24 protein-coding genes and 2 tRNA genes are annotated in these 26,176 nt (G+C 39.0%); 13 read left to right on the top strand and 13 right to left on the bottom strand.

The window, feature by feature from the left end; genetic code table 11:
* The first annotated feature begins 4 nt into the window (after nt 1-4).
* Both SHALO_RS07910 and SHALO_RS07905 read left to right on the top strand, forming a co-directional pair.
* On the top strand, nt 5-751 hold the full coding sequence (locus tag SHALO_RS07910) for an amino acid ABC transporter ATP-binding protein (protein WP_069478055.1): 747 nt from the start codon (nt 5-7) through the stop codon (nt 749-751).
* Nucleotides 752-777: 26 nt separating this feature from the next.
* The gene (locus tag SHALO_RS07905; RefSeq protein WP_238585217.1) at nt 778-1,230 is read left to right on the top strand and encodes a hypothetical protein; all 453 of its coding nucleotides are present in this window, start codon (nt 778-780) and stop codon (nt 1,228-1,230) included.
* Between the two features lie 30 nt (nt 1,231-1,260).
* Here SHALO_RS07905 and ilvA read toward each other — a convergent pair whose 3' ends face one another.
* Nucleotides 1,261-2,472, bottom strand: a complete 1,212-nt coding sequence (ilvA, locus tag SHALO_RS07900) for a threonine ammonia-lyase (RefSeq protein WP_025344739.1) — start codon at nt 2,470-2,472, stop codon at nt 1,261-1,263.
* A gap of 1 nt (nt 2,473) precedes the next feature.
* Entirely contained in the window at nt 2,474-2,908 is a 435-nt protein-coding gene (locus tag SHALO_RS07895) for a CoA-binding protein (RefSeq protein ID WP_069478054.1), read from the bottom strand.
* Between the two features lie 123 nt (nt 2,909-3,031).
* On the opposite strand from SHALO_RS07895, the gene SHALO_RS07890 reads away from it, so the two are divergent.
* Nucleotides 3,032-4,213, top strand: a complete 1,182-nt coding sequence (locus SHALO_RS07890) for a methyl-accepting chemotaxis protein (protein ID WP_069478053.1) — start codon at nt 3,032-3,034, stop codon at nt 4,211-4,213.
* A gap of 19 nt (nt 4,214-4,232) precedes the next feature.
* Here the strand turns inward: SHALO_RS07890 and trmA are convergent, their stop codons facing one another.
* Genes trmA through SHALO_RS07875 form a run of 3 tightly spaced genes read right to left on the bottom strand, consistent with a single transcriptional unit; the run spans nt 4,233 to nt 7,619 of the window.
* Entirely contained in the window at nt 4,233-5,336 is a 1,104-nt protein-coding gene (gene trmA / locus SHALO_RS07885; protein ID WP_069478052.1) for a tRNA (uridine(54)-C5)-methyltransferase TrmA, read from the bottom strand.
* A gap of 31 nt (nt 5,337-5,367) precedes the next feature.
* Nucleotides 5,368-6,078: a DUF445 domain-containing protein gene (locus SHALO_RS07880; protein WP_069478051.1), complete on the bottom strand. Its 711-nt coding sequence runs from the start codon at nt 6,076-6,078 to the stop codon at nt 5,368-5,370.
* Between the two features lie 26 nt (nt 6,079-6,104).
* Nucleotides 6,105-7,619, bottom strand: a complete 1,515-nt coding sequence (locus SHALO_RS07875; RefSeq protein WP_069478050.1) for a B12-binding domain-containing radical SAM protein — start codon at nt 7,617-7,619, stop codon at nt 6,105-6,107.
* Between the two features lie 79 nt (nt 7,620-7,698).
* Here SHALO_RS07875 and SHALO_RS07870 point away from each other — a divergent pair.
* From SHALO_RS07870 to ppsA, 3 genes are all read left to right on the top strand, one after another.
* A tRNA-Pro gene (locus SHALO_RS07870) sits at nt 7,699-7,776 on the top strand.
* Nucleotides 7,777-7,829: 53 nt separating this feature from the next.
* Nucleotides 7,830-9,044, top strand: coding sequence for an MFS transporter (locus SHALO_RS07865; RefSeq protein ID WP_069478049.1), 1,215 nt, complete (start codon nt 7,830-7,832; stop codon nt 9,042-9,044).
* Nucleotides 9,045-9,137: 93 nt separating this feature from the next.
* Complete coding sequence (gene ppsA, locus SHALO_RS07860) at nt 9,138-11,519, top strand: phosphoenolpyruvate synthase (protein WP_069479372.1); 2,382 nt, start codon at nt 9,138-9,140, stop codon at nt 11,517-11,519.
* Here ppsA and SHALO_RS07855 read toward each other — a convergent pair.
* The 4 genes from SHALO_RS07855 to flgL all read right to left on the bottom strand — a co-directional run bounded on the left by SHALO_RS07855 (nt 11,516) and on the right by flgL (nt 19,245).
* Complete coding sequence (locus tag SHALO_RS07855) at nt 11,516-12,013, bottom strand: FKBP-type peptidyl-prolyl cis-trans isomerase (RefSeq protein WP_069478048.1); 498 nt, start codon at nt 12,011-12,013, stop codon at nt 11,516-11,518. The two genes, ppsA and SHALO_RS07855, sit on opposite strands and share 4 nt — an antisense overlap.
* Nucleotides 12,014-12,069: 56 nt before the next feature.
* Nucleotides 12,070-14,628 carry a bifunctional aconitate hydratase 2/2-methylisocitrate dehydratase gene (gene acnB, locus SHALO_RS07850; RefSeq protein WP_069478047.1) on the bottom strand — a complete coding sequence of 853 codons (2,559 nt, stop codon included), beginning with the start codon at nt 14,626-14,628 and terminating at the stop codon, nt 12,070-12,072.
* Nucleotides 14,629-14,652: 24 nt separating this feature from the next.
* Nucleotides 14,653-16,749: an FtsK/SpoIIIE family DNA translocase gene (locus SHALO_RS07845; RefSeq protein ID WP_238585216.1), complete on the bottom strand. Its 2,097-nt coding sequence runs from the start codon at nt 16,747-16,749 to the stop codon at nt 14,653-14,655.
* Nucleotides 16,750-16,842: 93 nt separating this feature from the next.
* Nucleotides 16,843-19,245, bottom strand: coding sequence for a flagellar hook-associated protein FlgL (gene flgL / locus SHALO_RS07840; RefSeq protein WP_069478045.1), 2,403 nt, complete (start codon nt 19,243-19,245; stop codon nt 16,843-16,845).
* A 168-nt stretch (nt 19,246-19,413) separates the two neighbouring features.
* On the opposite strand from flgL, the gene SHALO_RS07835 reads away from it, so the two are divergent.
* From SHALO_RS07835 to SHALO_RS07825, 3 genes are all read left to right on the top strand, one after another.
* Complete coding sequence (locus tag SHALO_RS07835) at nt 19,414-19,692, top strand: HU family DNA-binding protein (RefSeq protein WP_069478044.1); 279 nt, start codon at nt 19,414-19,416, stop codon at nt 19,690-19,692.
* Nucleotides 19,693-19,775: 83 nt separating this feature from the next.
* Nucleotides 19,776-19,860, top strand: a tRNA-Leu gene (locus SHALO_RS07830).
* 189 nt (nt 19,861-20,049) lie between these two features.
* A complete protein-coding gene (locus tag SHALO_RS07825) occupies nt 20,050-21,273 on the top strand; it encodes a tyrosine-type recombinase/integrase (RefSeq protein WP_025344726.1) in 1,224 nt (407 codons plus the stop codon).
* Between the two features lie 25 nt (nt 21,274-21,298).
* Here SHALO_RS07825 and SHALO_RS07820 read toward each other — a convergent pair whose 3' ends face one another.
* Both SHALO_RS07820 and SHALO_RS07815 read right to left on the bottom strand, forming a co-directional pair.
* The gene (locus SHALO_RS07820; protein WP_025344725.1) at nt 21,299-21,856 is read right to left on the bottom strand and encodes a hypothetical protein; all 558 of its coding nucleotides are present in this window, start codon (nt 21,854-21,856) and stop codon (nt 21,299-21,301) included.
* 4 nt (nt 21,857-21,860) lie between these two features.
* On the bottom strand, nt 21,861-22,268 hold the full coding sequence (locus SHALO_RS07815; RefSeq protein ID WP_025344724.1) for a helix-turn-helix domain-containing protein: 408 nt from the start codon (nt 22,266-22,268) through the stop codon (nt 21,861-21,863).
* 296 nt (nt 22,269-22,564) lie between these two features.
* Between SHALO_RS07815 and SHALO_RS07810 the strand changes: the two genes are divergently transcribed.
* The 4 genes from SHALO_RS07810 (at nt 22,565) to SHALO_RS07795 (ending at nt 24,921) form a co-directional block, all read left to right on the top strand.
* Nucleotides 22,565-22,768: a helix-turn-helix transcriptional regulator gene (locus tag SHALO_RS07810; protein ID WP_025344723.1), complete on the top strand. Its 204-nt coding sequence runs from the start codon at nt 22,565-22,567 to the stop codon at nt 22,766-22,768.
* 78 nt (nt 22,769-22,846) lie between these two features.
* Nucleotides 22,847-23,284, top strand: coding sequence for a hypothetical protein (locus tag SHALO_RS15285; RefSeq protein ID WP_145923246.1), 438 nt, complete (start codon nt 22,847-22,849; stop codon nt 23,282-23,284).
* Between the two features lie 72 nt (nt 23,285-23,356).
* Complete coding sequence (locus SHALO_RS07800; RefSeq protein WP_069478043.1) at nt 23,357-23,893, top strand: hypothetical protein; 537 nt, start codon at nt 23,357-23,359, stop codon at nt 23,891-23,893.
* Nucleotides 23,890-24,921 (top strand): hypothetical protein, encoded by a 1,032-nt coding sequence (locus tag SHALO_RS07795; protein ID WP_025344720.1) that lies wholly within the window; start codon nt 23,890-23,892, stop codon nt 24,919-24,921. Before SHALO_RS07800 ends, SHALO_RS07795 begins: the two co-directional genes overlap by 4 nt.
* Nucleotides 24,922-24,944: 23 nt before the next feature.
* Here the strand turns inward: SHALO_RS07795 and SHALO_RS07790 are convergent, their stop codons facing one another.
* Nucleotides 24,945-25,223, bottom strand: coding sequence for a M48 metallopeptidase family protein (locus tag SHALO_RS07790; RefSeq protein ID WP_202819545.1), 279 nt, complete (start codon nt 25,221-25,223; stop codon nt 24,945-24,947).
* 245 nt (nt 25,224-25,468) lie between these two features.
* Nucleotides 25,469-25,945, bottom strand: a complete 477-nt coding sequence (locus tag SHALO_RS07785) for a hypothetical protein (RefSeq protein WP_025344719.1) — start codon at nt 25,943-25,945, stop codon at nt 25,469-25,471.
* Nucleotides 25,946-26,176: the final 231 nt, after the last annotated feature.

The following is a 26,176-nucleotide window of genomic DNA, read 5'->3' as shown; positions in this document are numbered from 1 at the left end:
GAAGATGAAAGATAGAAAAGAAATTATAGAAATTAAAAACTTAAACAAGTGGTACGGTGATTTTCACGTCTTAAAAGATATCAACTTAACCATCAATAAAGGTGAAATTATCGTTGTCTGTGGACCTTCAGGTTCGGGTAAATCAACGCTCATTCGTTGTATCAACTATCTTGAGCAGTTTCAAGAAGGTAATATCATTGTGGATGGTATTGAGCTTGTGAATGATGTTAAGAAAATTAAAGCGATTCGTGAAGAGGTTGCCATGGTGTTTCAACACTTCAACCTTTTCCCGCATTTAACCATCCTCGATAACCTCACGCTTGCGCCTATTTGGGTTAAAAAGACGCCACGCAAAGAGGCAGAAGCGACTGCGATGAAGTATTTGGAGCGTGTAGGTATTGCCAATCAAGCACACAAATACCCTAACCAGCTCTCAGGTGGACAACAACAACGTGTTGCGATTGCTCGAAGTTTGTGTAAAAACCCTAAAATTATGCTCTTTGATGAACCAACTTCCGCACTTGACCCCGAAATGGTAGCCGAAGTTTTGGATGTTATGATAGAATTAGCGCGCGAAGATAAAACGATGGTCTGTGTAACGCACGAAATGGGTTTTGCAAAAAAGGTAGCCGATAGGATTATCTTTATGGATGCAGGTCAAATCGTCGAGGAAAATACACCTGAGGAGTTTTTCCAAAACCCTGAGTCAGACCGTCTAAAACTCTTTTTGGAGCAAATCTTATCGCACTAATTTTGGTTTACATGTAAGGATAAGAGATGATGGAACAATTGATTCCAGTTGTGATGATTGTAGCGATGGTGGCGTTTGTATTGATAAAACAGATAGGAAAACTAACCAACAAACTGGATGCCTTTTCTGGTGAAGGTTCGTTTGAGCGTTATGCGCAGTTTTCAGCCATCATCCAAGATCATGTGCGCAACATAAAGCTCAGTCTTGATAGTTCTAAAACACCCGATGAGCGTCCTTTTAAACTAATAGAAGGCAAAAATGAAGATGAGGCTTTAGAGATTCTTTCTGATTTTATTCGTAAATTGGTCTTTTTTGAGACGATGATGGCAAAAAAGAAGAGTGCTAAAGAGATCGAAGCCGATCTCTTTGAGCTTCTGAGTCATTTGGATGGTTTCTTAAAAGAGTATTGTGAAAATGGAGAGACACTCTCAGACGCTCTTCGTGAAACACTTTTAGAAGCCTACCAACAACTCGACTAAACGTGAGGGGTTACCCCTCACTGACTTCGTTTAGACCTCTTCTTTAAAAGCATACCCTGCGGCTTCTAAAAGTGAACCGATCATCTTTTGATGTTCAATCCCTTTGGTTTCTAGCATAATCGTAATTTGCGCATCACCGTACGAAAGATTGGTTGAAAATCGGTCGTAATCAATCTGAATAATATTGGCATTGGCATTTTTAAACAGGTCTGTCAGACGCATCAGTGAGCCCGGTTTATCGATAAGTGTAATCACCAACTTCATCTTACGATGCGATTTGATCAAACCTTTTTCGATAATCACCGAGAGCATCTGAACATCAATGTTTCCACCACTTAGTACTGCACCTATTTTCATATTTTTAGTAAAGTTAAATTTTTGGTGCATAATGGCTGCAACACTCGCTGCACCGCCACCTTCAACGACCAGTTTTTGACGTTCAAGCAAAAACAGAATAGCCGCAGCGATCTCTTCATCGTCCACCGTAACCACTTCATCGACACACTCCAAGATATGCTCCAAATTTGACACACTCACATCGCGTACGGCGATACCATCAGCAATGGTGCGTACACTTTTAGAGTTGATCGCTTTTTTGGCATAAAAAGATTCACACATCGCGGGTGCCCCCGAAGCATTGACACCGATGACTCTGATTTTTGGATCGATCTGCTTGATGGCAGAAGCCATACCACTGATGAGCCCTCCTCCACCGATAGGAACAACGATAATGTCAAGATCATTGATCTCATCGATCATCTCTAATGCAACCGTCCCTTGCCCTGCAATGACGATGTCATCTTCAAACGGGTGAATAAAGGTAAGACCGTGCTCTTTGGCGTAGGTGAGCGCATACGCATACGCTTCATCGTAATTATCGCCACTCAAAATCACTTCAGCCCCTAAGGCTTTTGTACCCGTTACTTTTAAAAGTGGAGTCGCTTCAGGCATAACAATGGTGGCAGAAATGCCAAAACTGCGCGCTGAGTAAGCAACACCTTGGGCATGATTTCCCGCACTCGCTGCAATCACGCCTTGAGCACGCTCTTCTTTGGTGAGAGAGGCGATTTTATTGTAAGCACCTCTGAGTTTATATGCTCCTGTAATTTGGAGGTTCTCTTTTTTGAGATAAACCTGTGCGCCTACTTCTTCACTCAAATGAGGAGCAAGTGCGCACGGTGTTTTTGTGACCACATTGGCCAGTTGTCGTTTTGCTTTGACTATTTCACTAAGAGCTATCATTTTATTTCATTAACCTTTCATATTCTACTTTGGTGCATCGATTTTGTACGGCAATGAGGCCGTTTTCATGTGCTTTGGCACACGCTTGATTATTGACGATGCCCAATTGCAACCAAAAGACTTTCACATCACCTTTTTTTAAAACCTCTTCGATCAAACTATCGGCGATTTCAGGCTTTCGAAACATATTTACCATATCCACTTTATCAGGAATCTCTAAAAGAGTTCGGTAAACGGTTTCACCTAAAATCATCTCCTCTTTAGGATAAATCGGATAGATTTTAAACCCACATTCTTGCAAGTAGCGTGCCACTTTATGGCTATCTTTGGTTGGATCAGGAGATAAACCAATAATGGCAATACTCTTACACATCGAAAAAATGTCTTTTATGCCTGCATCACCAGGCATGCTAATATTTGAAATGTCGCATTCCATTATTGCTCCTTTAAAAAATTTTTAAGTGGTGAGTATAGCACACCCAATCTTTTGCCTCGATTATCCATTCCTTTTATCATATGAATTTGTTATAATCAACGGGTTTACATTCAAGGAGGAGTAATGTTTCTTAATCAAATTAAGATTAAAACAAAAGGTTGGTTTTTAGCAATCGGAACCTTATGTGGTTTTATGGCAAATATTATCTTAGTATCATTTTTGATCACAGGGAATGATCGATTGATTTTAATTGTAGGATCTGTCTGTGGGATGGTCTTTTTCTTTATTTTCACGCGTGTTATGGTCATCAGTATGACCAATTCAATTGATGCGCTCTCAACCATTACGCTCGATCTTGCTAAAGGAAGTGGTGATCTTACCAAGCGCATTCAAATCAATTCTAAAGATGAAATCGCAGCTTTATCTGAAAACATCAATCAATTTATCGAAAAGATTCATCAAACCGTTGTGGCTTCAACAAAAACATCTACCGAGAGTGCTTCGATGGCACATCAATTTTCAAGTATATCCCATGAAGTCGATAAACGTATGGTTGCAGAGCGTGATTTTGTCAAACAGACCAAAGATTTGGGCGATGCAATGAAAACAACGCTAGAGCAAAATACGCTCAATGCAACACAAACGAGTGAAAATATCTTAAATGCGTCTAAAACACTCAACACTACAGCCCAAGAGATCAAACATTTGGTTGCCAATATTCAACAAGCTTCCGAGGTTGAATCACATACATCTGAGCGCTTGCAACAATTAAGCCAAGATGCCAATCAAGTTAAAAATGTACTTACTGTCATCTCTGATATTGCCGATCAGACCAATCTTTTGGCACTCAATGCAGCTATTGAAGCGGCGCGTGCGGGGGAACACGGTCGTGGGTTTGCCGTTGTGGCGGATGAAGTGCGAAACTTGGCGGAGCGCACCCAACGCAGTCTTACGGAGATTAATGCGACTATTAATGTCATTGTTCAAAACATTATGGATGCGAGTGGGCAGATGAGTGAAAATTATAAATTTATTGAGCAAATGGCGAACAATTCTGAAGAGGTTGAGCTTAAGATTAGCACGACTGAGTCTATTATCAAAGAGGCATCCGATGCTTCGCAGATCGCGTCAGAGGTTTCTAAGCGTCTTTCTCAAAATACAACAACGATTATTAACAATATTGGTCAGATTTATGAATCATCTCTGCAAAACAGTAGCGATGTAAAGAACCTCAATACCTCTTCGGATGAGCTTCTCAATCTCTCCAAAACCCTTGCTTCAAAACTAGCGCTCTTTAAGATTTAGCCCTTTACATGTAAAAGGGCTAAAGGCGTTTTAAAATAACGCCAGACTCCAAATGCTCGGTGTTCGGAAATTGATCGAACAAGGCAAAATGGAGGATGGCGTACTGAGACGTTAACACTTCCAAATCACGCTTTAGTGTCTCGGGATTGCACGAAATATAGATGATGTTTTCAAACTGAGAGATAAATGCTAAGCTCGCCTCATCCATCCCCGAACGAGGTGGATCGACAAAGACATGGCTAAAGGTGTAGTCTTCTAAATTAATGCCCGCCAAGCGGTTGTATTCACGCTCTTTTTTCAAAGCCGAGGTGAGCTCTTCAGCGCTCATACGCAAAAAAGCGATGTTATGGACATCATTAAGTTCACAGTTTTGAAGTGCTGATTTGATGGACGTTTTAGAAATCTCAGTCGCTAAAACCTTTTGAAATTTCTGCGCCATGGGAATCGTGAAGTTACCATAACCGCAGTAGAGTTCCAATAAATCCTCACAGTTTTCAAGATGGCTTAAAACCCAGCTGATCATTTTTTGATTCATCAAACGATTGGGTTGTGAAAAGCCTCCTTCAATGATATGGTAGCGATACATTCTTCCTGCAATCTCGAAACGATCTTCGACAAAGTCTTGTGAAAGGATACGTTTCATGCCACGACTTCGCCCAATGACCAAAATACCAAACATTTTTTCCAACACTTTAGCTTCTTCATCCCACTCTAGATGTAAAGGCTTATGGTAGATGAGCGTGACCAAAAGATGTTCTGAAGAAGCTAAAAATTCAATCGCAAAAAGCTTTTCACGAAGCATGGTGGAAGTCTCTATTTGTTTGAGAAGCTCAGGCATCAATGTATAGATTTTTAACTCAACTTTAGGGCATGTTTCAATACACACAGCCCCTTTTTTATCGATAGAACCCATGGCGTAGCTGATCGTATCGTCCTCTTTCCAAATGCGAAATTCAGAGCGTCCGCGGTAGTGTTCTGAGGGGGTTTGGAAGTACTCAAATGCGTTTACATGTAAAGGGAAAAACAACGTCTGCATCTGTGCTTTTTTATGCTCAACTTGCGCCTCATAGTCCAACGTATACAGCGTACAACTACCACATTTCCCAAAATACGAACACTCCATGAAACCTCTTTATTATGTATTATTTTATGTATTATAGAACCAATGTTGAAAGAAGCCCAATCAATGCTCCGAAAAATCCACCCCAAACAACGAGCCAGCCTAAATGATCTTTGATGAAATTCTGCACGATCTCTTTGACCATCTGTGGTGTCAGCTCGCTCAGCCTTGCATCGATCATCTGCTCTATGGTGATAAGCATATCATCACTAAGTGATGAATTTTGGATACTTTGTGCTATTTTTTGTTGAAATACATCACTTTCACTGATTTCGATGATGGCATCTTTGAGTTTTTCGCTAAAAGGTGCGCGAAGCCCCTCTAATGCGCGTTCCCCGCCAAACATACCGAGCATGCCGCCAAACGATGACTCCATCACGGTTTTCGTTAGTGCATCAAAGGCAGGTGAAAAGTCAATATCTGCAATCACAGGCGCTAAATCAAGCGTTTTCTTCTCTTTTTCAAAAAAAGCATCCAACTGCTCTTTGGTAAAAAACTGATCCATCATCAAATGTTTAATCGAAGTTTTAAACGCCTCAAATTGCAGCTGAATCACACCACTTCCATACAAAAAAGGTACTTTTTCAAACAACATGTGAATGGCAATTTGATTGGTAATCGCACCTGAGAAGGCAAAAAGTCCTGTCAACAAACTCCAATGCGCATACGGCTCTGGCACCACAAATGAAACACCAATCAAGCTCACACTTATAATATCCGTCCACCAACTTTTATCAATTTTCATTTTATCTTCTCCTTAAAAAATCGCCATTATACTGTGGCATGTTTTAACTGTCGTTTATTGAGCTTTAAAGATCCCTCTTTTTGCGCCTCATTGGGTACGTAATTTTCACGCAAAAAAGAGGGCATTTTACGTCCACGAACCGTCATAATATCTTCGATCAAAATAGCTTTTATGCTTGCTTCATCGTGTTTCATCACCTCACAAAGATACCGAAAGATCAACTCGGCTAAACGATCTAGCGAAATTTGCCATGTTGATTTTGTTTGCGCATAAAGCCATTCGCTAAAGGCATAAAAGCCTTCATACACCTTGCCTTCGCGCCACAAATAGGTGGCACTTTTTTTGAAATTGCCACTGTTGTAGATCATATCCCAAAAGCGTGCAAAGCGCTTCATCTTTTGCATCTGCTCAAAAGGAATCAGATCATTTTGCAAGATGTCATAGGGTGGTTTATCGGAGTATTCCATACCGTAAATCTCATCATGCCTTGAAATCGTTGTTCCCGAGAGCTTTTTGAGGATGCCGATTTGAATCTCACACTGTGTCAGCGAATAGAGCTTATCTAAATTGCGCCCAAAACCCTCCAAACTCTCCCCTGGCAGACCGATAATCAAGTCTACATGTAAATGGGCATGCGTCTCATTTTGCAAGAAGGCAAGATTCTCTTCAATCTTTGGGATGTTAAGCCGCCTGTGAATATTTTTAGATATTTCAGGATCAAGCGTTTGAATGCCCACTTCCAGTTGGAGCGCTGCTGGAGGAAATTGTGCTATTTTTTCACGAAGGACTGAGGGAAAATGGTCGGGTATCACCTCAAAATGGACAAAATACTCTTCTGGTTTGAAGAGAAAAAAGTCCAAAAGTTTTGTTGCATTTTCAATACTCAAGTTAAACGTTCGGTCGATAAACTTAAAATTGCGCACTCCTCGTTGCCAGAGTTTTTCAAGTTCTGCAAGAAAGCGTGTAATGTCGAGGTCACGTACTTTTTTATCCGCTGAAGAGAGGCAAAACTCGCAGGTAAACGGACATCCACGACTCGCTTCCACATAGCAGTAACGGTTTTTGATGTCGTGGTCTGTGTAGTAATCGTACGGAAGTTTGATGGCGCTTAAATTAACCATAGGCGCTTTAATAACACGTTCAAGCGGTAGATCTCCTTCTAAAAGTGTTTTACAGAGCTGATAAAAAGCAATATCGCCCTCCCCTTGGATGATGTAGTCTGCTTTGCTAAAATCGACACGATGGGGAAAATGGCTCGCCTCAGGACCTCCAAGGATAATCAAAATCTGAGGCGCAACTTTTTTAAGAATACTTATAAGCTCTTGCACCTCCAAAGCATTCCAAATATACGCACCAATACCTACGATTTTGGGCTGGTAACTCAAAATTTCTTCTGCGGCATCGACGACTTGAGAGTTGATGACAAACTCTAGTATTTTCGCTCTTTCTTGAAGCTCTTCAAGATTTGCAAACAAATAGCGTTGCGCGATGGAGGTGTGTGCATAGCGCGCATTAAACGTGGTTAAGAGAATTTCTTTCATTCATTCCATTCATGATTTTTTCTTAATTATAATAAAACTTTTTGGTTATCTTTGTTAAAATCCAAACTCTTAAATGTGTCGGGGTGTAGCGCAGCCTGGCTAGCGCGCTACCTTGGGGTGGTAGAGGTCGCGTGTTCGAATCACGTCACTCCGACCATTTAATACGTTTTTTTTCTTTTACATGTAAAATCCAATAGCATAGCTGGTTTTATGAAACCCGAAACGCTTCCCACTTTTCAGAAAAATCCAATCATTATTATCTCACTTCTTACCGCTGTCTGCTTAGTGGGCGATTCCATGCTTTACGTTGTTTTACCTACGCACTTTGAAGAAGCTGGGCTTACTTCGTTATGGCAAGTAGGCATTCTTTTATCCATCAACCGCTTAGTCAGACTCCCTCTCAATCCTCTTATCGGCTGGCTTTACACCAAAATCAGTGCGCGTACAGGCGTTTTGATTGCGGTTTTGTTGGCATTTGGAACGACTCTTTCGTATGGTTTAATTCAAGGATTTATTGGACTTTTGATTGCGCGTTGTTTTTGGGGCGTTGCGTGGGGATTTTTAAGGTTAGGTGCTTATTTTACGATTTTAGAATATGCAACCGATGCGACGAGAGGTAAAAGTATGGGGCTTTACAATGGCTTGTATCGCCTTGGAAGCTTAGTGGGCATGTTGATTGGAGGATTTTTAGCAGATTTTTATGGCTTAACCACCACATCGATGATCTTTAGTCTCGTAACCCTTTGCGCGTTACCCGTTGTTTTTATCGTTATTAAACCAACATCCCAAGGTATGGTGGCGCACCACGTCGAAGATGAACGACATTTTTCACTGTGGAGCAATCGTACAGTCTTATCGGTTTTAGGCATTGGGATGTTTTTTGCGCTCATTTACCAAGGAATTGTGACATCAACACTCTCGTATCTGATTAATATTCATAATGGTTCGGTGGTATTGATCTTTGGCTGCCTCATTGGCGCTTCATCACTTGCAGGTATCCTTCAAGCAATTCGTTGGGGATTTGAGCCTTTTTTAGCCCCTCTGTTTGGCAGCTTAACCGATGGAAAAGACGGTCGTTACCCTTTACTTTTGATTTCGACTCTTTTAGCGAGCATTCTCTTTGCGCTTGTCTCGTTTAATCTGCCCCTTTGGCTATGGATCAGCGTGCTTCTTTTGTTACAAGCTACTGCAACATCTTTGACAACCATTGCCGATGCTTTGGCAGCCGATACGGCCAGTAATGGTGCCAAAATCAAAATTATGACGACCTACTCATTGCTGATAGACTTTGGTGCGGCACTAGGACCAATGCTGGCATACATCATGAACCAGTTTGTGCATCCTTATGCCTCTTTTTGGTTCGCATCATTTATTTTATTGGGTACGACTTTGGTCTGTGCTAAGCGTTGGTTGAAGCAAAAATAACTCATTTTTGCCTTACATGTAATCTTCTTTTTATAGCAACCTTAATTCTGTTTTGTGCTACTATAGGAGTAACTTTTCGTACGGGAGGTTATGATGCGTTACATTCGATTCTTCAATGAACTTCACCTCAGTGATATCGCCCTTGTGGGTGGTAAAAATGCCAATCTTGGCGAAATGTACCAAAAATTATCGACCAAAGGCATTCGTGTTCCCAATGGTTTTGCGACCACGAGCGATGCCTATCGTCTGTTACTTAAAGAAAATGGCATCGATGCAAAAATCCAAGCATCCCTAAAAAATCTTGATTGTGCCGATACGCTTGCTCTGCAAACGTGTGGTCATACCATTCGCGAGCTCATCTTAAATGCCACCCTTCCTGAACAGCTGAGTAAAGAGCTACAAAGTGCTTATCATATGCTCTCACAAGAGTATGGCTCAGAACATATTGATGTTGCTGTGCGCTCCTCAGGCACGGCTGAAGATCTTCCCGATGCCAGTTTTGCAGGACAACAAGAGACCTTTTTAAATATTGACACACCTGAAAAACTTTTGCAAAGTGTGAAGCAGTGCTATGCTTCTTTATTTACGGATCGTGCTATTAGTTACCGTAGCAGTCGAGGGTTTGATCATTTTAAGGTTGCGCTTTCTGTGGGAATTCAAAAGATGGTTCGAAGCGATAAAGCCAGCAGTGGCGTTATGTTTAGTATTGACACCGAGAGTGGCTCAGAAAATATCATCTTAATCAATGCTATTTGGGGATTGGGCGAAAATGTCGTCAGTGGTAAAGTCAATGCCGATGAATTTTTTGTCTTTAAACCAACCCTTAAACAAGGGCTCAATACGATTTTAAAACGTTCTTTGGGCAGTAAAAAAGAGAAGATGCTCTACAGCGAAGCAACCCATACCATCAATGTTCCAACAACACAAGAGGAGCAAAATAGCTTCTGCATCACTGAGAGTGAGGTGTTACAATTAGCGCGGCATGCACTCATTATTGAGGAGTATTATAAACGCCCGATGGACATTGAGTGGGCAAAAGATGGCTTGGATGGCAAACTCTACATCGTTCAAGCGCGCCCTGAAACGGTGCAAAGTAAGCTTCAAAACCATATTTCCATCGAAAAATATACACTCGATAGTACCAAAGATGCGAAGTTTCTCACCTCGGGTCGCGCCGTGGGCGATAAAATAGGCAGTGGAAAAGTTAACGTCATCCACACGACCTCCGAATTTGCTCGCTTTAACGAGGGAGATGTTTTGGTTGCCGATACGACCAACCCTGATTGGGAACCCATCATGAAAAAAGCTTCTGCGCTCATTACCAACCGAGGTAGCCGAACCTGTCATGCCGCCATCGTTGCGCGTGAGATCGGTGTGCCTGCGGTCGTAGGATGTGGCAATGCCACTGACGTGCTGAGTAACGCTCAAAAAGTTACCGTCAGCTGTGCACAGGGCGATGAAGGCTACATCTATGAAGGTGAAATTGCCTTTACATGTAAAACGATGGATCTAAGCTCCCTCAAAGAGACAAAGACAAAACTCATGATGAATGTGGGCAATCCAGCCGAAGCGTTCAATCTTGCCAAAATGCCCAATGATGGCGTCGGACTTGCTCGCATGGAGTTTATTATGACGCATTCCATCAATGCCCATCCGATGGCACTGGTGAATATGCACAAAGGAAATAAAGTCAAAGATGAAGAAGCCATCAAAGCGTTTATGGCTCCGTATAATGATGCTAAAGAGTTCTTCTTGCAAAAGATCAGCGAAGGTGTGGGCATGATCGCCGCGGCATTTTACCCCAAACCCGTCATCATTCGCACGAGTGATTTTAAAAGCAATGAATACCGCAATATGCTTGGAGGTCTAGCTTACGAGGCTGTCGAAGAAAACCCTATGATAGGGTTTCGTGGTGCAAGTCGCTATTACGATGAAAGTTACAAAGAGGCATACGCATGGGAGTGTGAAGCGCTCAAACGCGTGCGAGACGAGATGGGGCTGAGCAATGTTGTTATCATGCTTCCATTTGTACGAACACCCGAAGAAGGGGCGAAAGTCATTGGCATTATGAACGCGCAAGGTTTGGTGCAAGGGGAAAATGGACTCAAAATTTACGCAATGTGCGAGATACCTGCCAATGTGATCATTGCCGATGCGTTTCTGAAAATCTTTGATGGCTATTCGATTGGATCGAATGATCTGACACAGCTTGTTTTAGGGGTGGACAGAGAGAGTGGGATGATTGCACATATTTTCGATGAGCGTAATCCTGCCGTGACAAAAATGCTGAAAATGGCAATCGAAGCATGTAAAACACGCGGCAAATACATCGGTATTTGCGGACAAGCGCCTTCTGATTACCCTGAAATTACGGAGTTTTTGGTGAAAAATGGGATTGATTCGATCTCCCTCAATCCTGATTCACTGTACAAAATGCACCAAGTAGTCGAAGCGTTGGAAGCGAAACTTACTTAGTCTTGGTGTGCGACTAAAGACTCTTCATGCCCGAGGAGTCTTTTCTCAATTTCATCACTGGTTGCATCTCGGACTCCGATGACGGTACCATCAAAGATGATGCTAAGACCTGAGAGAGGATGGTTGGCATCTAAAATAACGCGATCTTCTAGGATTTCAACCACCGCGTACGTTAACATGATCTCGCTCTCATCATCTTCGCTAAAGACCATTTCAACATTTTGCCCGACTTCCAAATCATCTTCAAACATCGTGCGCTCTTCGATTAAAACAAACTCTTGCTTGTACTCTCCAAATGCCTCTTTGGGTGAGAGTTGAATGTGAATACTCTCTCCCACACTTTTACCTTCAAGTGTTTTTTCGATTTTTTCAAAAACATCGCCGTACCCTCCATGCAGATAAACAAGCGGTGTAACTCCACTGTCCAAAAGGTTGTTTTCCGTGTCAAAAACAGTGTAGTCAAGGGTTACAAGGCAGTTTTTAGTGATAATCAAAAATATCCTTACATGTAAAAGTAAAAGCCACTCAAAATGAGTGGCTTTTATAGGTCTTAATTCGCGAGTTCGTAATCTTCTATGAGGTTAAAATTGAGGTATTTATAGACTTTATCTGTCTTACCTGCTAATTTTTTTGGCACTAAGCTCATGTATTCTTCCACGCTTGGAAGGCGTCCCAAAAGTGCGCAAAGTGCCGCTAACTCAGCGCTACCGAGATAGACTTTGGAGTTGGGCCCCATACGGTTATCAAAGTTACGGGTTGATGTGGAGAAGACAACCGCACCTTCTTTAACATTGGCTTGATTTCCCATACAGAGTGAACACCCAGGAATTTCAATACGCGCTCCTGATGTTCCAAAGATGGAATAATACCCTTCGTTGGTGAGTTGATCTTTGTCCATTTTTGTAGGAGGTGCGATCCACAGTGTGGTTGGCACTTTGCCTTCGCCTTGTAATACTTCACCAAGCGCACGGTAATGACCAATGTTCGTCATACAACTTCCCACAAAAACTTCGTCGATTTTCTTAGGACGATTATCATCGGCAAGCACTTCGCTCAGCGTTGCGACATCATCTGGATCATTCGGACATGCTAAAATTGGCTCTTTGATCTCAGCAAGGTCAATTTCAATGACTTCGGCATACTGCGCATTCGCATCCGCTTTTAAAAGCTTAGGATCAGCTATCCACGCTTTCATTTTATCAGCTCTTCGTTGCAATGTTTTGGCATCCGCATAACCTGCTTTGACCATCGCTTCAAGGAGCGTAATATTGGATTTGAGATACTCAACGATGGGTTCAACATCAAGCGCTACGGCACACGCTGCGGCACTTCGCTCTGCTGAAGCGTCACTCAGTTCAAACGCTTGTTCAACTTTGAGTTTTGGAAGCCCTTCGATTTCAAGGATTTTTCCTGCAAAAATATTCTTTTTATTTTTTTTAGGAACGGTTAAAAGCCCTTTTTTGATCGCATAGTAGGGAATCGCATTGACAAGATCACGAAGTGTGATACCCGGTTGCATTTCACCTTTAAAACGTACCAAAACCGATTCAGGCATATTAAGCGGCATACTTCCTGTCACAGCGGCAAAGGCGACAAGACCTGAACCTGCAGGAAAAGAGATACCAATCGGGAAACGTGTATGACTGTCTCCACCCGTTCCTACGGTGTCTGGAAGCACCATACGGTTAAGCCATGAGTGAATAACACCATCGCCCGCGTTGAGACTCACACCTGAGCGTGAGGTGATAAAAGCTGGAAGCGTATGGTGAAGTTTGACATCACTTGGTTTGGGGTAAGCAGCCGTGTGGCAAAAACTTTGCATCACAAGATCGGCACTAAAGCCAAGTGCTGCAAGCTCTTTGATTTCATCTCTGGTCATTGGTCCTGTGGTATCTTGACTACCAACCGTTAAGGTATGCGGTTCCACATACATGCCAGCTCGAACACCTTCTACGCCACATGCTCGTCCGACCATTTTTTGAGCCAACGTGTAACCAACACCTTTTTGCTCTTCAGGTTGCTCTGGTTTGGCAAAGATAGTTTCAGCGCCCATACCAAGGCTCGCTCGTGCTTTTGTCGTAAGGCCACGACCAATGATAAGCGGGATACGTCCACCTGCTCGGTACTCATCAGCTAAGGTATTTGGGGAAAGTTTAAACTCTCCAACGACTTTGCCATTTTTTTCGATTTTACCAATCAGAGGATAAACATCAATAAGATCACCCGTTTCCAAGCCTTCCACGTTGACTTCGATCGGAAGCGCACCGCTGTCTTCGGCGGTGTTGAAGAAAATAGGCGCAATGGTCGATCCTAAGATCAAGCCACCTGTTTTTTTATTCGGAACATTGAGGATTTCACGACCCATGAACCATTGAATGGAGTTAATGCCAGACTTACGACTGCTTCCTGTGCCTACAACATCACCGACATAAGCGACCTCATAGCCTTTTGCAATAAGCTCTTTAATCTTTTCAATCGAACCAGGGAGTCTTTTAACCAACATCGCATTGGCATGAAGAGGAATGTCACTTCTGGTAAACGCTTCGCTTGCAGGACTGAGATCATCGGTATTGGTTTCACCAGCTACTTTTAAAACAGCCACCGTGATTTTTTCAGCAAGAGAAGGTTTATTGGTAAACCACTCCGCATTTGCCCAAGAGGTCATCACTTCTTTCGCATAAGCGTTGGTTTTACAGAGAGCTTCAATGTCGTTAAATGAGCTATAAACGAGCACTGTATGTTTGAGTGCATTACAGGCGGCACGCGCTACGGCTTCATCTTTTGAACTGAGTGCATCAACGAGGGGTTGAACATTGTAGCCACCAAACATGGTTCCTAAAAGTTCTATCGCGTAGACAGGAGAGATTGCTTTACATGTAACGTTTTTTTGAGCGACATCGTTCAGAAAAGCTGCTTTGACATAGGCGGCTTCATCCACACCAGGTGGTACACGATTTGCCAACAAATCTCTTAAAAAGGCTTGATCACCCTCCTCTTTCTTTAAAAGCTCTACTACCTCGGCTGTCTTTTTGGCATCAAGAGGTAAAGGAGGAACCCCTAACTTTGCTCTTTCATTCACTTCTGCTTCATACGCTTGGAAAAAACTCATTGTGACTGACTCCTTACGATTTGGTTAGTTTACGATGATCTCACGCTGCCCTTTAGCGTTTTGAGAAGAGAGTATTCCCATAGCCTCCAGTTGCTCGACAATCGTCGCTGCCCTATTATAGCCAATATTCAATCTTCTTTGAATATAAGAAATTGAGCTCTTTCTTTCATTAAGGACAATGGCTTTTGCGTCGTCAAAAAGCTCATCCAACTCACCACTGTCTTTGCTGCTAGACGAAGCTGAAAAGCCCTCTTCACTCTCCTTAAGAAAACTCTCGTCGTATACGACGGGGCGCTGTTTCTTGAGGTATTCAACCACTCGGTCAATCTCATCTTCACTGGTGTAAGGAGCATGCAAACGAATGAGTCCCGAAGTGCCAGGAGGTGTGAAAAGCATATCGCCATTTCCAAGCAGTGAATCAGCTCCCATAGCATCTAAAATGACTTTTGAGTCGATTTTCTGCCCTACTTTAAAACTAATACGAGAAGGTAAGTTTGCCTTAATAAGACCTGTCACAACATCCACCGAAGGTCGTTGCGTCGCGACTACGAGGTGAATTCCACTCGCACGTGCCATTTGAGCCAAACGCGCAATGTAAAATTCAACATCTTTACCACTCGTCATCATAAGATCCGCTAACTCATCAATAATAATGACAATGTAAGGCAATGGCTCTACACCAATTGCTTTTGCTTTTTCATTGTAATTTTCAATATTTTTGGTTTTGGAACGACTCATAATTTGATAACGTCGCTCCATCTCGCTGACCATATTAGCCAGTGCCACAATGGCTTGCTTAGGCTTCGTAATAACAGGTGTTAAAAGATGCGGAATGTCGTTGTAAATCGAAAACTCCAACATCTTAGGATCAATCATCAAAAAGCGCAAGGTATCGGGTGAATTGCGGTATAAAAGTGAAAGTAGCATCGCATTAATGCCCACACTTTTACCACTGCCCGTTGTTCCGGCTATGAGTAAGTGAGGCAATTTTTTAAGATCGGTTACAAAGGCATTACCCACAATGTCTTTACCCAGTGCAATTGTTAAAGGAGACGATGACTTTTTAAAAATATCACTCTCTAAAATCTCTTTAAGATAAATAGTCTCTATTTTTTGATTGGGTACCTCAATGCCCACAACATCTTTACCAGGAATTGGAGCTTGGATACGAATCGTCTTTGCTTTTAACGCCATCGCAAGGTCATCTTGAAGCGTTAAGATACGTGAGACTTTAACGTGAGGTGCAGGTTTAAATTCAAACGTTGTAACCACAGGGCCAGAGTACGTGCGTACAACATCACCTTCAATTTTAAAGCGTCTGAGTTTCTCTAAAAGGTCTTGAATTTTTTGATCGATCTCGCTCTCATTGACATGCACAACTTTGGCAGGAGGATTAGCCAAAAAAGACAGTGGTGGCAGTTTGAAATCTTTGGGTTTGTCGCATTCACCTTGATCAATCTCAGAAAGTAGTTTGGTATTTTCCGCTACTTCACTGAGAATCTCCACTTTTTTAGTGCTTTTAAGATGAACCAGCGATTTTTTTGGCTCTGCATTTTCAGGATACAGTGGTTCAATAATAACAGGGTTTTCATCGGGAAGATCATCGTTAAGCACGATTTTTTCTTTAGGAGCTGAAACCTCTTTTTTGATAACGCGACTTTTTTTTGTATCAACCGTTGGTTCCTCTTCGGCTTGATACTCTTTGATTTTCGTTTTGGTAAAAGTCGGCTTCATAATCGTGAGAAAATCGCTGATACTCGATTCTACCAACAGTGTCATAGAGAGAAGAAAGATGGCAACAATAAAAAGCCACACACCCATAATACCAATAGAAGCGATCAACATATCAACGATAGCACGCCCAAAAGAACCATACAATTCACTCTTGATAATAATAGACTGCGCCATTAAAAAAGTAAACAGCAGAATAGTAGAAGCTAAAAACACCCCAATACGTCGCTCTGTGAGTCTACTCTCTTTATAGAGTGTAAACGCGGGAAATATCAAGACAAACGGATAGATAAAAGCCGCATACCCAAAGGCATGTTGATTGAATTGCCCAAGAAATGCACCAAATTTTCCCACAACAGAAGCATCGGGTAAAATGGTTGCTACGCCCAAGAAAAGTGCAATAGCAATGAAAATAATAAAAAGAGTCTCTTTAAAGATAGCAGATCCTTTACATGTAATAAGTGTAGGTATTATAACAAATTATTACATGTAATCCGCTAGAGACATTGACATCACCTTAGAAATTGTCGACAACATCGTTTGATACGAGGTCGAAATAGAGGTGTATTCTAAATAAGCTTCGGTTAAATCAACGCCAACAATATCAGTCTGAATCGTTGTAATACTCGTTGTAAGAGTCTCAGCTGTCTCATTTGCACTTGTAAGAGCATTGGATAGCGCACCAATTTTAGTATGTTCTTTTTCAACATGATCTGCAATATGATCAATAACAGCCAAAGCATTTTGTATACCCATATTGCGAGGATCGTCTGATTCTGAATCCATACGGAATGTACCAGATCGAACAGCTTCAATCATCTCTTCAAGTTGAGAAAAAAGATCAATCGAAGGGCTTTCAGTTGTTACAGCATCATTCGCCATAAAAGAGAGGGCTGTGCTAGTTGTTCCACTATAATCACCTGTATCACTGTCATACATTGACAACTCTATTTTGGACTCAGAGGAAGTTTTATCCAAAATAGTAATTTTACCTTCATCATCTAATTCAACTTCAACACTACTTGCGGCTGTTTTGAGGGCATAATTGTACTCTTCATAATCCGTTGACGCAGCAGGTACGCCATCTGTTGGTAGACTTCCAGAAGTAAGCATGCTAATGACGTCTGTAAGTTGCTGATACGTTACATCATCCGCTGCTGTTACGTTGCCACTTCCATCGTAAATTGTAAATATTTCATCCGTATCCGTAGTGTCACCATCACCATTCAGATCTACTGAAACGGTACTTCCAGCATCACTTAGGTTGATAGTTGCCGTATTACTATTACCATTTTTATCAGTATAATCTAATGTTAAAGACTTACCGTCTAAGGTATCAACACCTGAGACTTCACTCAACTTTGTGGTGGCCGTTGCATACTCATTGGTTGCAATGACTACCTGAGAGACATTCCCAGTCAGTTCATTGCCATCTTTTTCAAAACCACGAGCAGTATAATTGGCAGCATCTGGAATACTAAAACCAGCCGTAGCAGTTGTGGTGGCATCTTGTGCCGTGAGCTGAATACTCACTGCGGCTGTACTCTCAACAATCAGTTGTCCATCTTCGATACGTGCCGTTCCTCCTGTTTCAGTTGAAATAGTATTTAATAGATCTTGAACTGTTGTAGTAGCCGTTACAGATAACGTTGTCGCACCCACTAAAATACTATCAACATTTGAGGGCATTATATCGCTTAAAAGCGTTGTTGATTCTGCTGCATCGCCACTGCTATCTTCAAGAGGATACCCAATATAATAAATATCTGATTCATAAGTATCCGCACGTGATGCTATCGTAGAAGCTGAATTGGTTGTTGAGTAGTTACTTGCATTAAATTCAATAATATCAACATTACTTTGAGCAACAAGATCTTCAACACTGTTTTGATCGGCATCTCCAGAAGTTCCCGCGGCAGCATCACGATCCACTGCAGCAAAGAGATTCATCTCAATCACATTATTGCCTCCCGTCAAATCCGTCACTTCAATTTGGCCATTGGCATTCATCGTGACATCAACCACTTGATTAGTCGATGTATTACCATAAGCAGAACCAATGCTCTCTAAAAGATCTGAAACAGAAGATGTTGAACTCATGGTTATTTTTGTACTAAATGTTTCGCCATCAGCATCGCGACCCGAAAGATAAAAAACGGTATCAGGATCGTTCGTGGCATCACTGTCTGTATCGCCAACCATATCACGTATCGTATCATCTTCAGTGAGATACTCTTCTGTCGAAGAGCTATTAGTCCCTGATGAATCCATGACTTCAGGATAAAGTGATGTTTGATTGAGCATTGCAACATTCGTAGAAATTGTTTTGGTATATTCACTATCACTGCCTAAGAAAAGTGATTCACCATCCACATTATAGGCAAGCTCCAGACCCGAACCAACAACAGCCGTTAAACTCTCACCATTTCCATTATACGTTCCATCACTACTAATAGGTTCTGTACCCAAAGCTGAACCAGAAAAAAGATACTGTCCGTTAATTGATGTATTAGATAAACTTTTAATTTGTTCATAGATTGTTTCTAATTCAACTGCAATTGCTTCTAAACTTGTTGTAGAGTTTGATTCATTGGCAGCTTGTGTTAGTAATGTTTTAAAGTTTTCAAGCTGTTCCGTAATATCGCTTAAGGTTGAGTCCGTATTAGTTGCAAATGAACTTGCTTTGGAACTACTTTCAGAGGCTTGTTCAAGGGAGCTCAGTTCAGAATTTAAACGCATGGTATCAACATATATTCCTGTGTCTTCGTAACTGTTTTGTATCTTTAGACCAGAGGCTATTTGTTGGTTAACATCATAAAGCTTTTCACTGGCAGTTCGATAGTTACGAATTGAATTAGTGTACAAAAGGTTATTTGTGATTCTCATAGTATTCTCCATCCATTTTCTTTGTATCAAATACAAGCAATTTTAATTCCTTGTGCAAAATATCGGCTTTTTGGCACTATTCTTTAACTTTTTAAAAAATATTATTGTCTTTTTTTAAAAAAAATTGTACAATCCTCACATTACAACACTTTATATTAAGGAATGGGCATGAAAAAAGCGGAATTTATCCAAGCAGTCTCTGAGAAAGCAGGTCTTTCTAAGAAAGATAGTCAAAAAGCTGTCGATGCAGCTTTAGAAGCAATCAGCGAAGCACTAGTTTCTGGCAAAGATGTAAGCTTTATCGGTTTTGGTACATTTAGTACTGCTACAAGAGCTGCTAGAAAAGCTAGAGTTCCTGGTACAAACAGAGTCGTTGATGTTGCAAAAACAACAGCTGTTAAATTTAAAGTTGGTAAAAAACTTAAAGACGCTGTAGCAAAAGCTTAATATCTCGCTTCTAAAGCTTAAACATTCAGTTTTACTGATGTTTAAGCTTTTTTTTTGTACACTTCCAAACTCTTATTTACAGTGCCTGAGTGGTGAAATTGGTAGACGCGCTAGACTCAAAATCTAGTATGGAGACATATGCCGGTTCGAGTCCGGCCTCAGGTACCATCTCTTCTTTTAAACACAATCATAAAAGTTCATTTAACCTCATAAAACCCTTTTAAATAGCGCTTTATGTGCTCTATTTACCTTCAAATAACATCAGATAAATTTACTGACATTCAAAATATATGACAGTATTTTTGACAGTACATGCTACAATTACAAAAAAAATAAAGTGAGGTACTGTCATTTATCATGGCTAAGTCGATTATACCGCTATCTGAGATGCAGATAAAAAATGCTAAGCGAAAAGAAAAAGACTATAAACTTTATGATGGTGATGGACTATATATTATTATTTGGTCTAAAAAAGAACGAAATAAAAGATGGGGTTTTGATTACAGATTTCAAGGTACACGAAAAACAATCTCTTTTGGAACATATCCAGAAATAACACTTGCACAAGCTAGAAAGTTAAGACAGGAATCAAAAGAAAAAATATTCAAGAGCATTGATCCGTCTCAAGAGCGTAAAGATAATAAAAAAGAATTGGCACATTGTACAACTCTACAAAATATATCAGAAGAATGGTTTAATATAAAAGCTGGAAAACTTGCTCAAACAACTATTCAAAAGAAAAAAAGCTTTTTAGTTAATCATGTATATATTAGTATTGGGCAAAAGGATATCAAAACAATTAGTCGTTTAGAAGTAATAGCTATATTAAAAGAAATCCAAAATAAAGGTGCTTTTGAAGTAGCTGATCGAGTTTTAAACATGCTCAATAATATTTGGCGTTATGCTGTTACTATGCAAATTGTTGAGCATAATATTATTGCCGATATTGAAAAAAGTATGGTTATTCAAGCGCAAGAGCGTAGGCATTTCCCAACAATAACAGATTCACAAGAAGTTGGTGCCCTCCTCCGCGCTATTGATGGCTACAAAGGTGATATTAACACTAAACTAGCTTTGATGATTTCACCTTATATTTTTTTACGGTCTTCTAATATAAGATCATTAGAGTGGAAAGAAATAGATTTTGAAAAAAGAGAAATTAGAATTCCAGCAGCTAAAATGAAAATGAAAGCTCCTCATATTGTTCCACTTACAGATCGAACAATAGAAATTTTGAAACACGCATATTCAATTAATGCACATTGTAGTCTATATGTTTTCCCTTCTTCAATCTCTAATATAAAAATAATGAGTGAAAACACGCTTAACTATGCTCTGAGACGGTTAGGATATTCAAAAGAAGAAATTGTCTATCATGGATTTCGCGCAATGGCTTCAACAATCTTACATGAACAAATCAGTGAGCATGGAATTCATAGTGATGCTATAGAAAGGCAATTGGCTCACGCTGAACGCTCTGGTGTAAAAGCCGCATACAATCATGCTGAATATTTAAAAGAAAGAAAGATATTAATGCAATGGTGGAGTGATTATTTAGACCAGTTGAAGTTAAGTATTTAAACAAATTAATTTAAAACTACTATAGTTATTTTTTTACCAGAAATAAAATAACTAAAGTGTATGTGGCGGCCATAAAAAATAGCAATGCAAACTTGTACAAACCAAAATAAATATATAATAATGTTAAAAAAGTAAAAAGTAAAATGTAGAAAAGAAAACTTTTTCTAATAATAGAGCATAGCTTATTTGAAAAATTTATTTTATATTTTCGATAGAAAACCTCAAAAAAAGCCACAAGTACCAAAACCAACATAATTAAATCAATTAGAATTTTTACAAGATAAGGTTCTAAATCTTTTAAATTTTTAAATTGCGAATCGAATACAGTTACTAAAATCAAAAAAGCACTAACAATAATAATTAAAAAATAGACAAGAGTATGTGCCCCAGTTTGTATAAATTTTTGAGAATCAAATTTTGGTTTATCAAAGATGCAATGAAGTTTTGGGAAATTAAATTGATTAGTCAATAAGTTGATTTTGCAATTATTTAATTTAACCCCTGCTGATTCATCTTGGAAATTTGCATCTCTAAAATCATTCTTTATCGTATCAATAGAAGTAGTAATATCTGAATTATCCATTTTTTTACTTCTGGAGAGTTAGTTGAAACAATAAAGTTTTAAGAGTGTCCATATCGTCTTTATATTTCTTGCAAAGCTCTTTAACAAGAGATTTGACAAGATCATCACAACCAAAATCATTATTCGCAATAGAATGAATTGATTTGTTTATGGAGCCAATTTCAACTCCAGTAGCACCGCCACTTAAATTTGCATTTTGAAAATTATTGTTTGAAGATATTAAATTATTAAAAATATCGTGATAAATACCTAATTCTCGGCACTTTTTACGAATTGCTGAAACAGAATTACGTGTCCGCCATGACGTTATAGTTTGTTGCGATATTTGCATTTTAGAAGATAGTGCAACAATGGTTGCAACTTTATAGTAATCAAGTAATCGGTCGATAAAATAATTTGCATTAAACTGCATATATCCCCTTTTAAAGCTTATTAAATTTAAATACAATAATATACCGCGAATAAAGCGCATTAAATTCTTAATTACATCATTATATCACAAAAAAGGCAAGGAATGATAAAAAAGTTTTATCATCTAAGTGAAGTATTAGACAATATCATATAATTAAATAGTTAAAGTAGTATAAATAAACCGTAAAATATGCAAATAACTGCATTTATAAGCTAATATTAATAAAATATACAATATTATACCGCAATAAATGCAGATTTATTTTGTAAAAAAATATATCATACTAGGAATAAAAAATGGATAAATTATATCGTCTTGCAAATGTACTTCAAATAGTTAATAAAAAAGAAGGTAGCTGGCGCAATCTAATGAAATTAAAAAAAGCGCCTTCTCCCATCTATTTAGGCTCTAGGAGCCCACGGTGGAGGGAAAGTGAATTAATGGAATATTTAAAAGATCCTATAGCTTATGAAATAAATCTACAAAATAAATCTAAATAATATTTCTTGAAAACATATACCCAAGAGCAGCTTTTACGGAAATTTTCAAAAATACCAGATGTAACGCAATGTGAAATTTTGGAAAATAGTTTAGAGCGTTACTACGCTCTTAAATCACGAAATGATTCTAAGCTAAATCGCTCTCATCTTTTACATAGTGCGCTTCTATTCTCCCTTGAAGCACATTACCATACCTTACACCTTGGTTCTGCAAAAAAGCATTCAAAGGAATTAACTACCCTAGAGGAGAAATTTAACATGCAAATAAAAGTGACATTAGCAGCCCACAAAAAGAAAAAGGTTACCAAGTCGTCTAAGCTATTAGGACACTATGCCCCTTTGGTCTATCGCTTAGTTAAAGAAGAACATTTTAGTTTTCCAAAAGTAAAGGCCTTTTTAGCAAAACACCATTCTTTCAAAGTAGATCATACTCTTATAGCCAGACTTTATCCCAACATAAAACAAAAAGTTGAAGATCTTAAATATGCTGTAAGGCAAGTAAAGAGTGATTTTTAAAAATTATGCTTTTTAAAACGAATAGTATCTATAGGGTTTTATCTTTACAAAAAAACTATATAAGGAGTTCGTATGAGTTTACATGTAATACCATTGATTCAAGAGTTTTATCTTGCTACAGATAGAATAGAAATCCCAGAAAATAAGATTATCCCAACCAGTGCTGGGAAAAATGGAAAAATTGAGAGTGGGTATGTGTTACAAAAAAGTCATCCCTATTACGAAATAGATACACTTTATTGGAGAACAACACCTTTGGTGAATCGTATCTTCATTATTCATTTTCAAGAGATTCTACTGGCATTTATCCATTCCCAGCTTATGAGTCAAAAGAACTATGCCATATTTAATTATGAAAGAGCGAATGGAATCAAGCTCTATTTGCACCCTAAAAAGCCAACCAATATTTGTATCGAAGTGTTTGATAGGAAAGCAAAGAATTTTATCTTAGCTGAAACATTATGTAAAGTTGAATGTCGTATTTTGGTAAGACAATTGCATTACTATTTACATAGTGGGACAATCGTTGAAGAAGCACTCAATGAAAGTGTCGAATGTTTTTACAGTGAAAAATCATTTAAACTCAAAACACCTAAGGTGTACGAATGAGAAGTAAAATTGAATACCAAACAGGACTACTCTCAGAAGTCATTTTTCATCCAGGACTATCCAAGGCTCTTCAAAAACAAACTGGAGAGCTAGCCAATACTAGGACGATTCAAACATATAGAGAGATATGGAATCAATTAGGTAATTATGTAAAAGACAACTATGGCATTAAAGATCTTCAAAAGCTTACCCCAGAGTATATCATGGGCTTTATGATGAAAAAGGTATTTCAAGGAGTAAGTGAACAATATCTTGAAACCATTAGTTGCGCAATTGGTAAGCTTGAACATGCATTAACAATGCTTCATGAGAAATTTATTGAAGAACAACAAAGATATGCAACGAATACGCACTATGTATACGATTTTAGCATTCGCCAAACCATCCTTAATGATGCAAGAAAACACAAACTCGTGATAGAGACCAGTGCTGATCCTAACTTTTCACGCATTTATGAAAACCCCAAAGCACTTATTAATGCTATTGAAGATCCTTTGTACAAACTTGCTGCAAAAATTCAATATGAATCAGGGGCTAGATTAGAAGGGGTCTTACGTATTGATGAATATATGAGAGTGCAAACGCATAAGTTAAAAGATAATACGCTAAGTGACACTATTGAGTATGCAAGAGTAGATGATACATACTCTAGCGTGCCTCAACTGCAAGGCTACGAATACGACACATATGAGGCTATGCAAAAAGGAAGAATATTTGATGTTGAGAAAGGAGGAAAGCCAGGGAACTTATCGGTTAAAGTTGAAACTTATCAAGAGCTAAAAGCTTATCTTATACAACACTCAAAATTCATTATTAATAAAAATAAGTATCGATTAGCTCTTAAAAAAGCAGCAAATCAGACAGGGCAAAAATATGATGCGACTCATGGATTACGATGGAATTACGCACAAGAGCGATTTTTTAAAATTCAAGTTATTGGTGGGCTTTCTTACGTACAAGCTCTTCAGGAGGTTTCTTGGGCCATGAAACATGAAAGAGCTAATATCTCAGAGCATTATTTAGGGTAAAAACTCCAGTATAATTATTTCAATCAACAGCAACAAAGAGGATAATATTCAAGGAGTTTTTTTCTCTCAATCCAATTTGGCATATATTTATCCATCAAAGATTTAAAATTATCATTGTGGTATCGCTCAAGTAGATGAATCATCTCATGAACGATGATATATTTTATACACTCAATAGGCTGTTTTGCAAGCTCAAAATTTAAGAGTATTTTTTTCTTTTTAATACACTTTTTGCTAATCAATCGCTCTTTTGCCGCTAATGATGAAATAGTTTCTGATGAGTTGTTTATCCATTGATTCAAAATTTCAAGCTTTAAAGTTTAAACGCATAATAAATCTGTAACTCTCAAGCGTGAGTATTTCATCTTCAAGTACACAATCATAATCTGAATGTATTGATATATTAAGTCTTCAAAAAGAGGGACGGCACTTTTGATTAAGTTTTATGGCTTAAAAACGATGTTAAAATAGAAAAATAGAAAGGTAAGAGCAATGTTTTAAAAAGAAGCAGGCTCTTTCTTGTTAAAACCCACTTCTTCACAAGGTTTTATTTGTTTTTTAACATCCAATAACGGTTGTGAACGCTCAATGTTTGGTAAAGAAACAATTCCTCTTCATCGCTTTTGACATTTAGAGCCATTGGGACCTCTGTACTCTCAATTTGTGTTATAGCTGGTTTTTTGTCTTTCATGCTGTCTAAAAATACTACATTGTAGTCTACTAAAAATTCAGCGTCATTTTTTCTAACAAAGACAGACCCTTTGCATTTATCTGCTTCTTCAACATTTGGACATAAATTGAAGCTGGCTTTGTAGGGAAGTTCTGGAATATTAATTGTTAGTTTTTTATCAGGCTTTCCATCCGCTGTTTCAACATAGTTTAAGACATATGCCTTTTTGCCATCCGGGTTGACAACATGATTTAAATTGTCATATTTTGCAATTTGTTCAGATGCGTTTAATGCACCTCCTGTTACAGCCAATAGCGCAACACTACTAACAAGCAGACTAAGCGTCTTTTTCATGGTAAGTTCCTTTAAATAAATTTTATCAATAGTATTTTAGATAAAAGAACTAACCAATGTCTCATAGGAATGTTAAAATAAACTTAAATTTAAAAGAATTAGAAAAGGCTTTTAAAAAGAGCGACACACTTCCACATGTTTTGTTTTATAAATCGTTTGATTTTGAGTGGTATTTTTCTTTATGACGATAATTTGCGATATAATATTGGAGACTTCAGATGGTCTATAAAA

Source organism: Sulfurospirillum halorespirans DSM 13726 (assembly GCF_001723605.1).
In the GTDB taxonomy this organism is placed as follows: Bacteria; Campylobacterota; Campylobacteria; order Campylobacterales; family Sulfurospirillaceae; genus Sulfurospirillum; species Sulfurospirillum halorespirans.
Note: the sequence above shows the minus strand (reverse complement) of the source record. Positions and strands in the feature narration are given on the sequence as shown.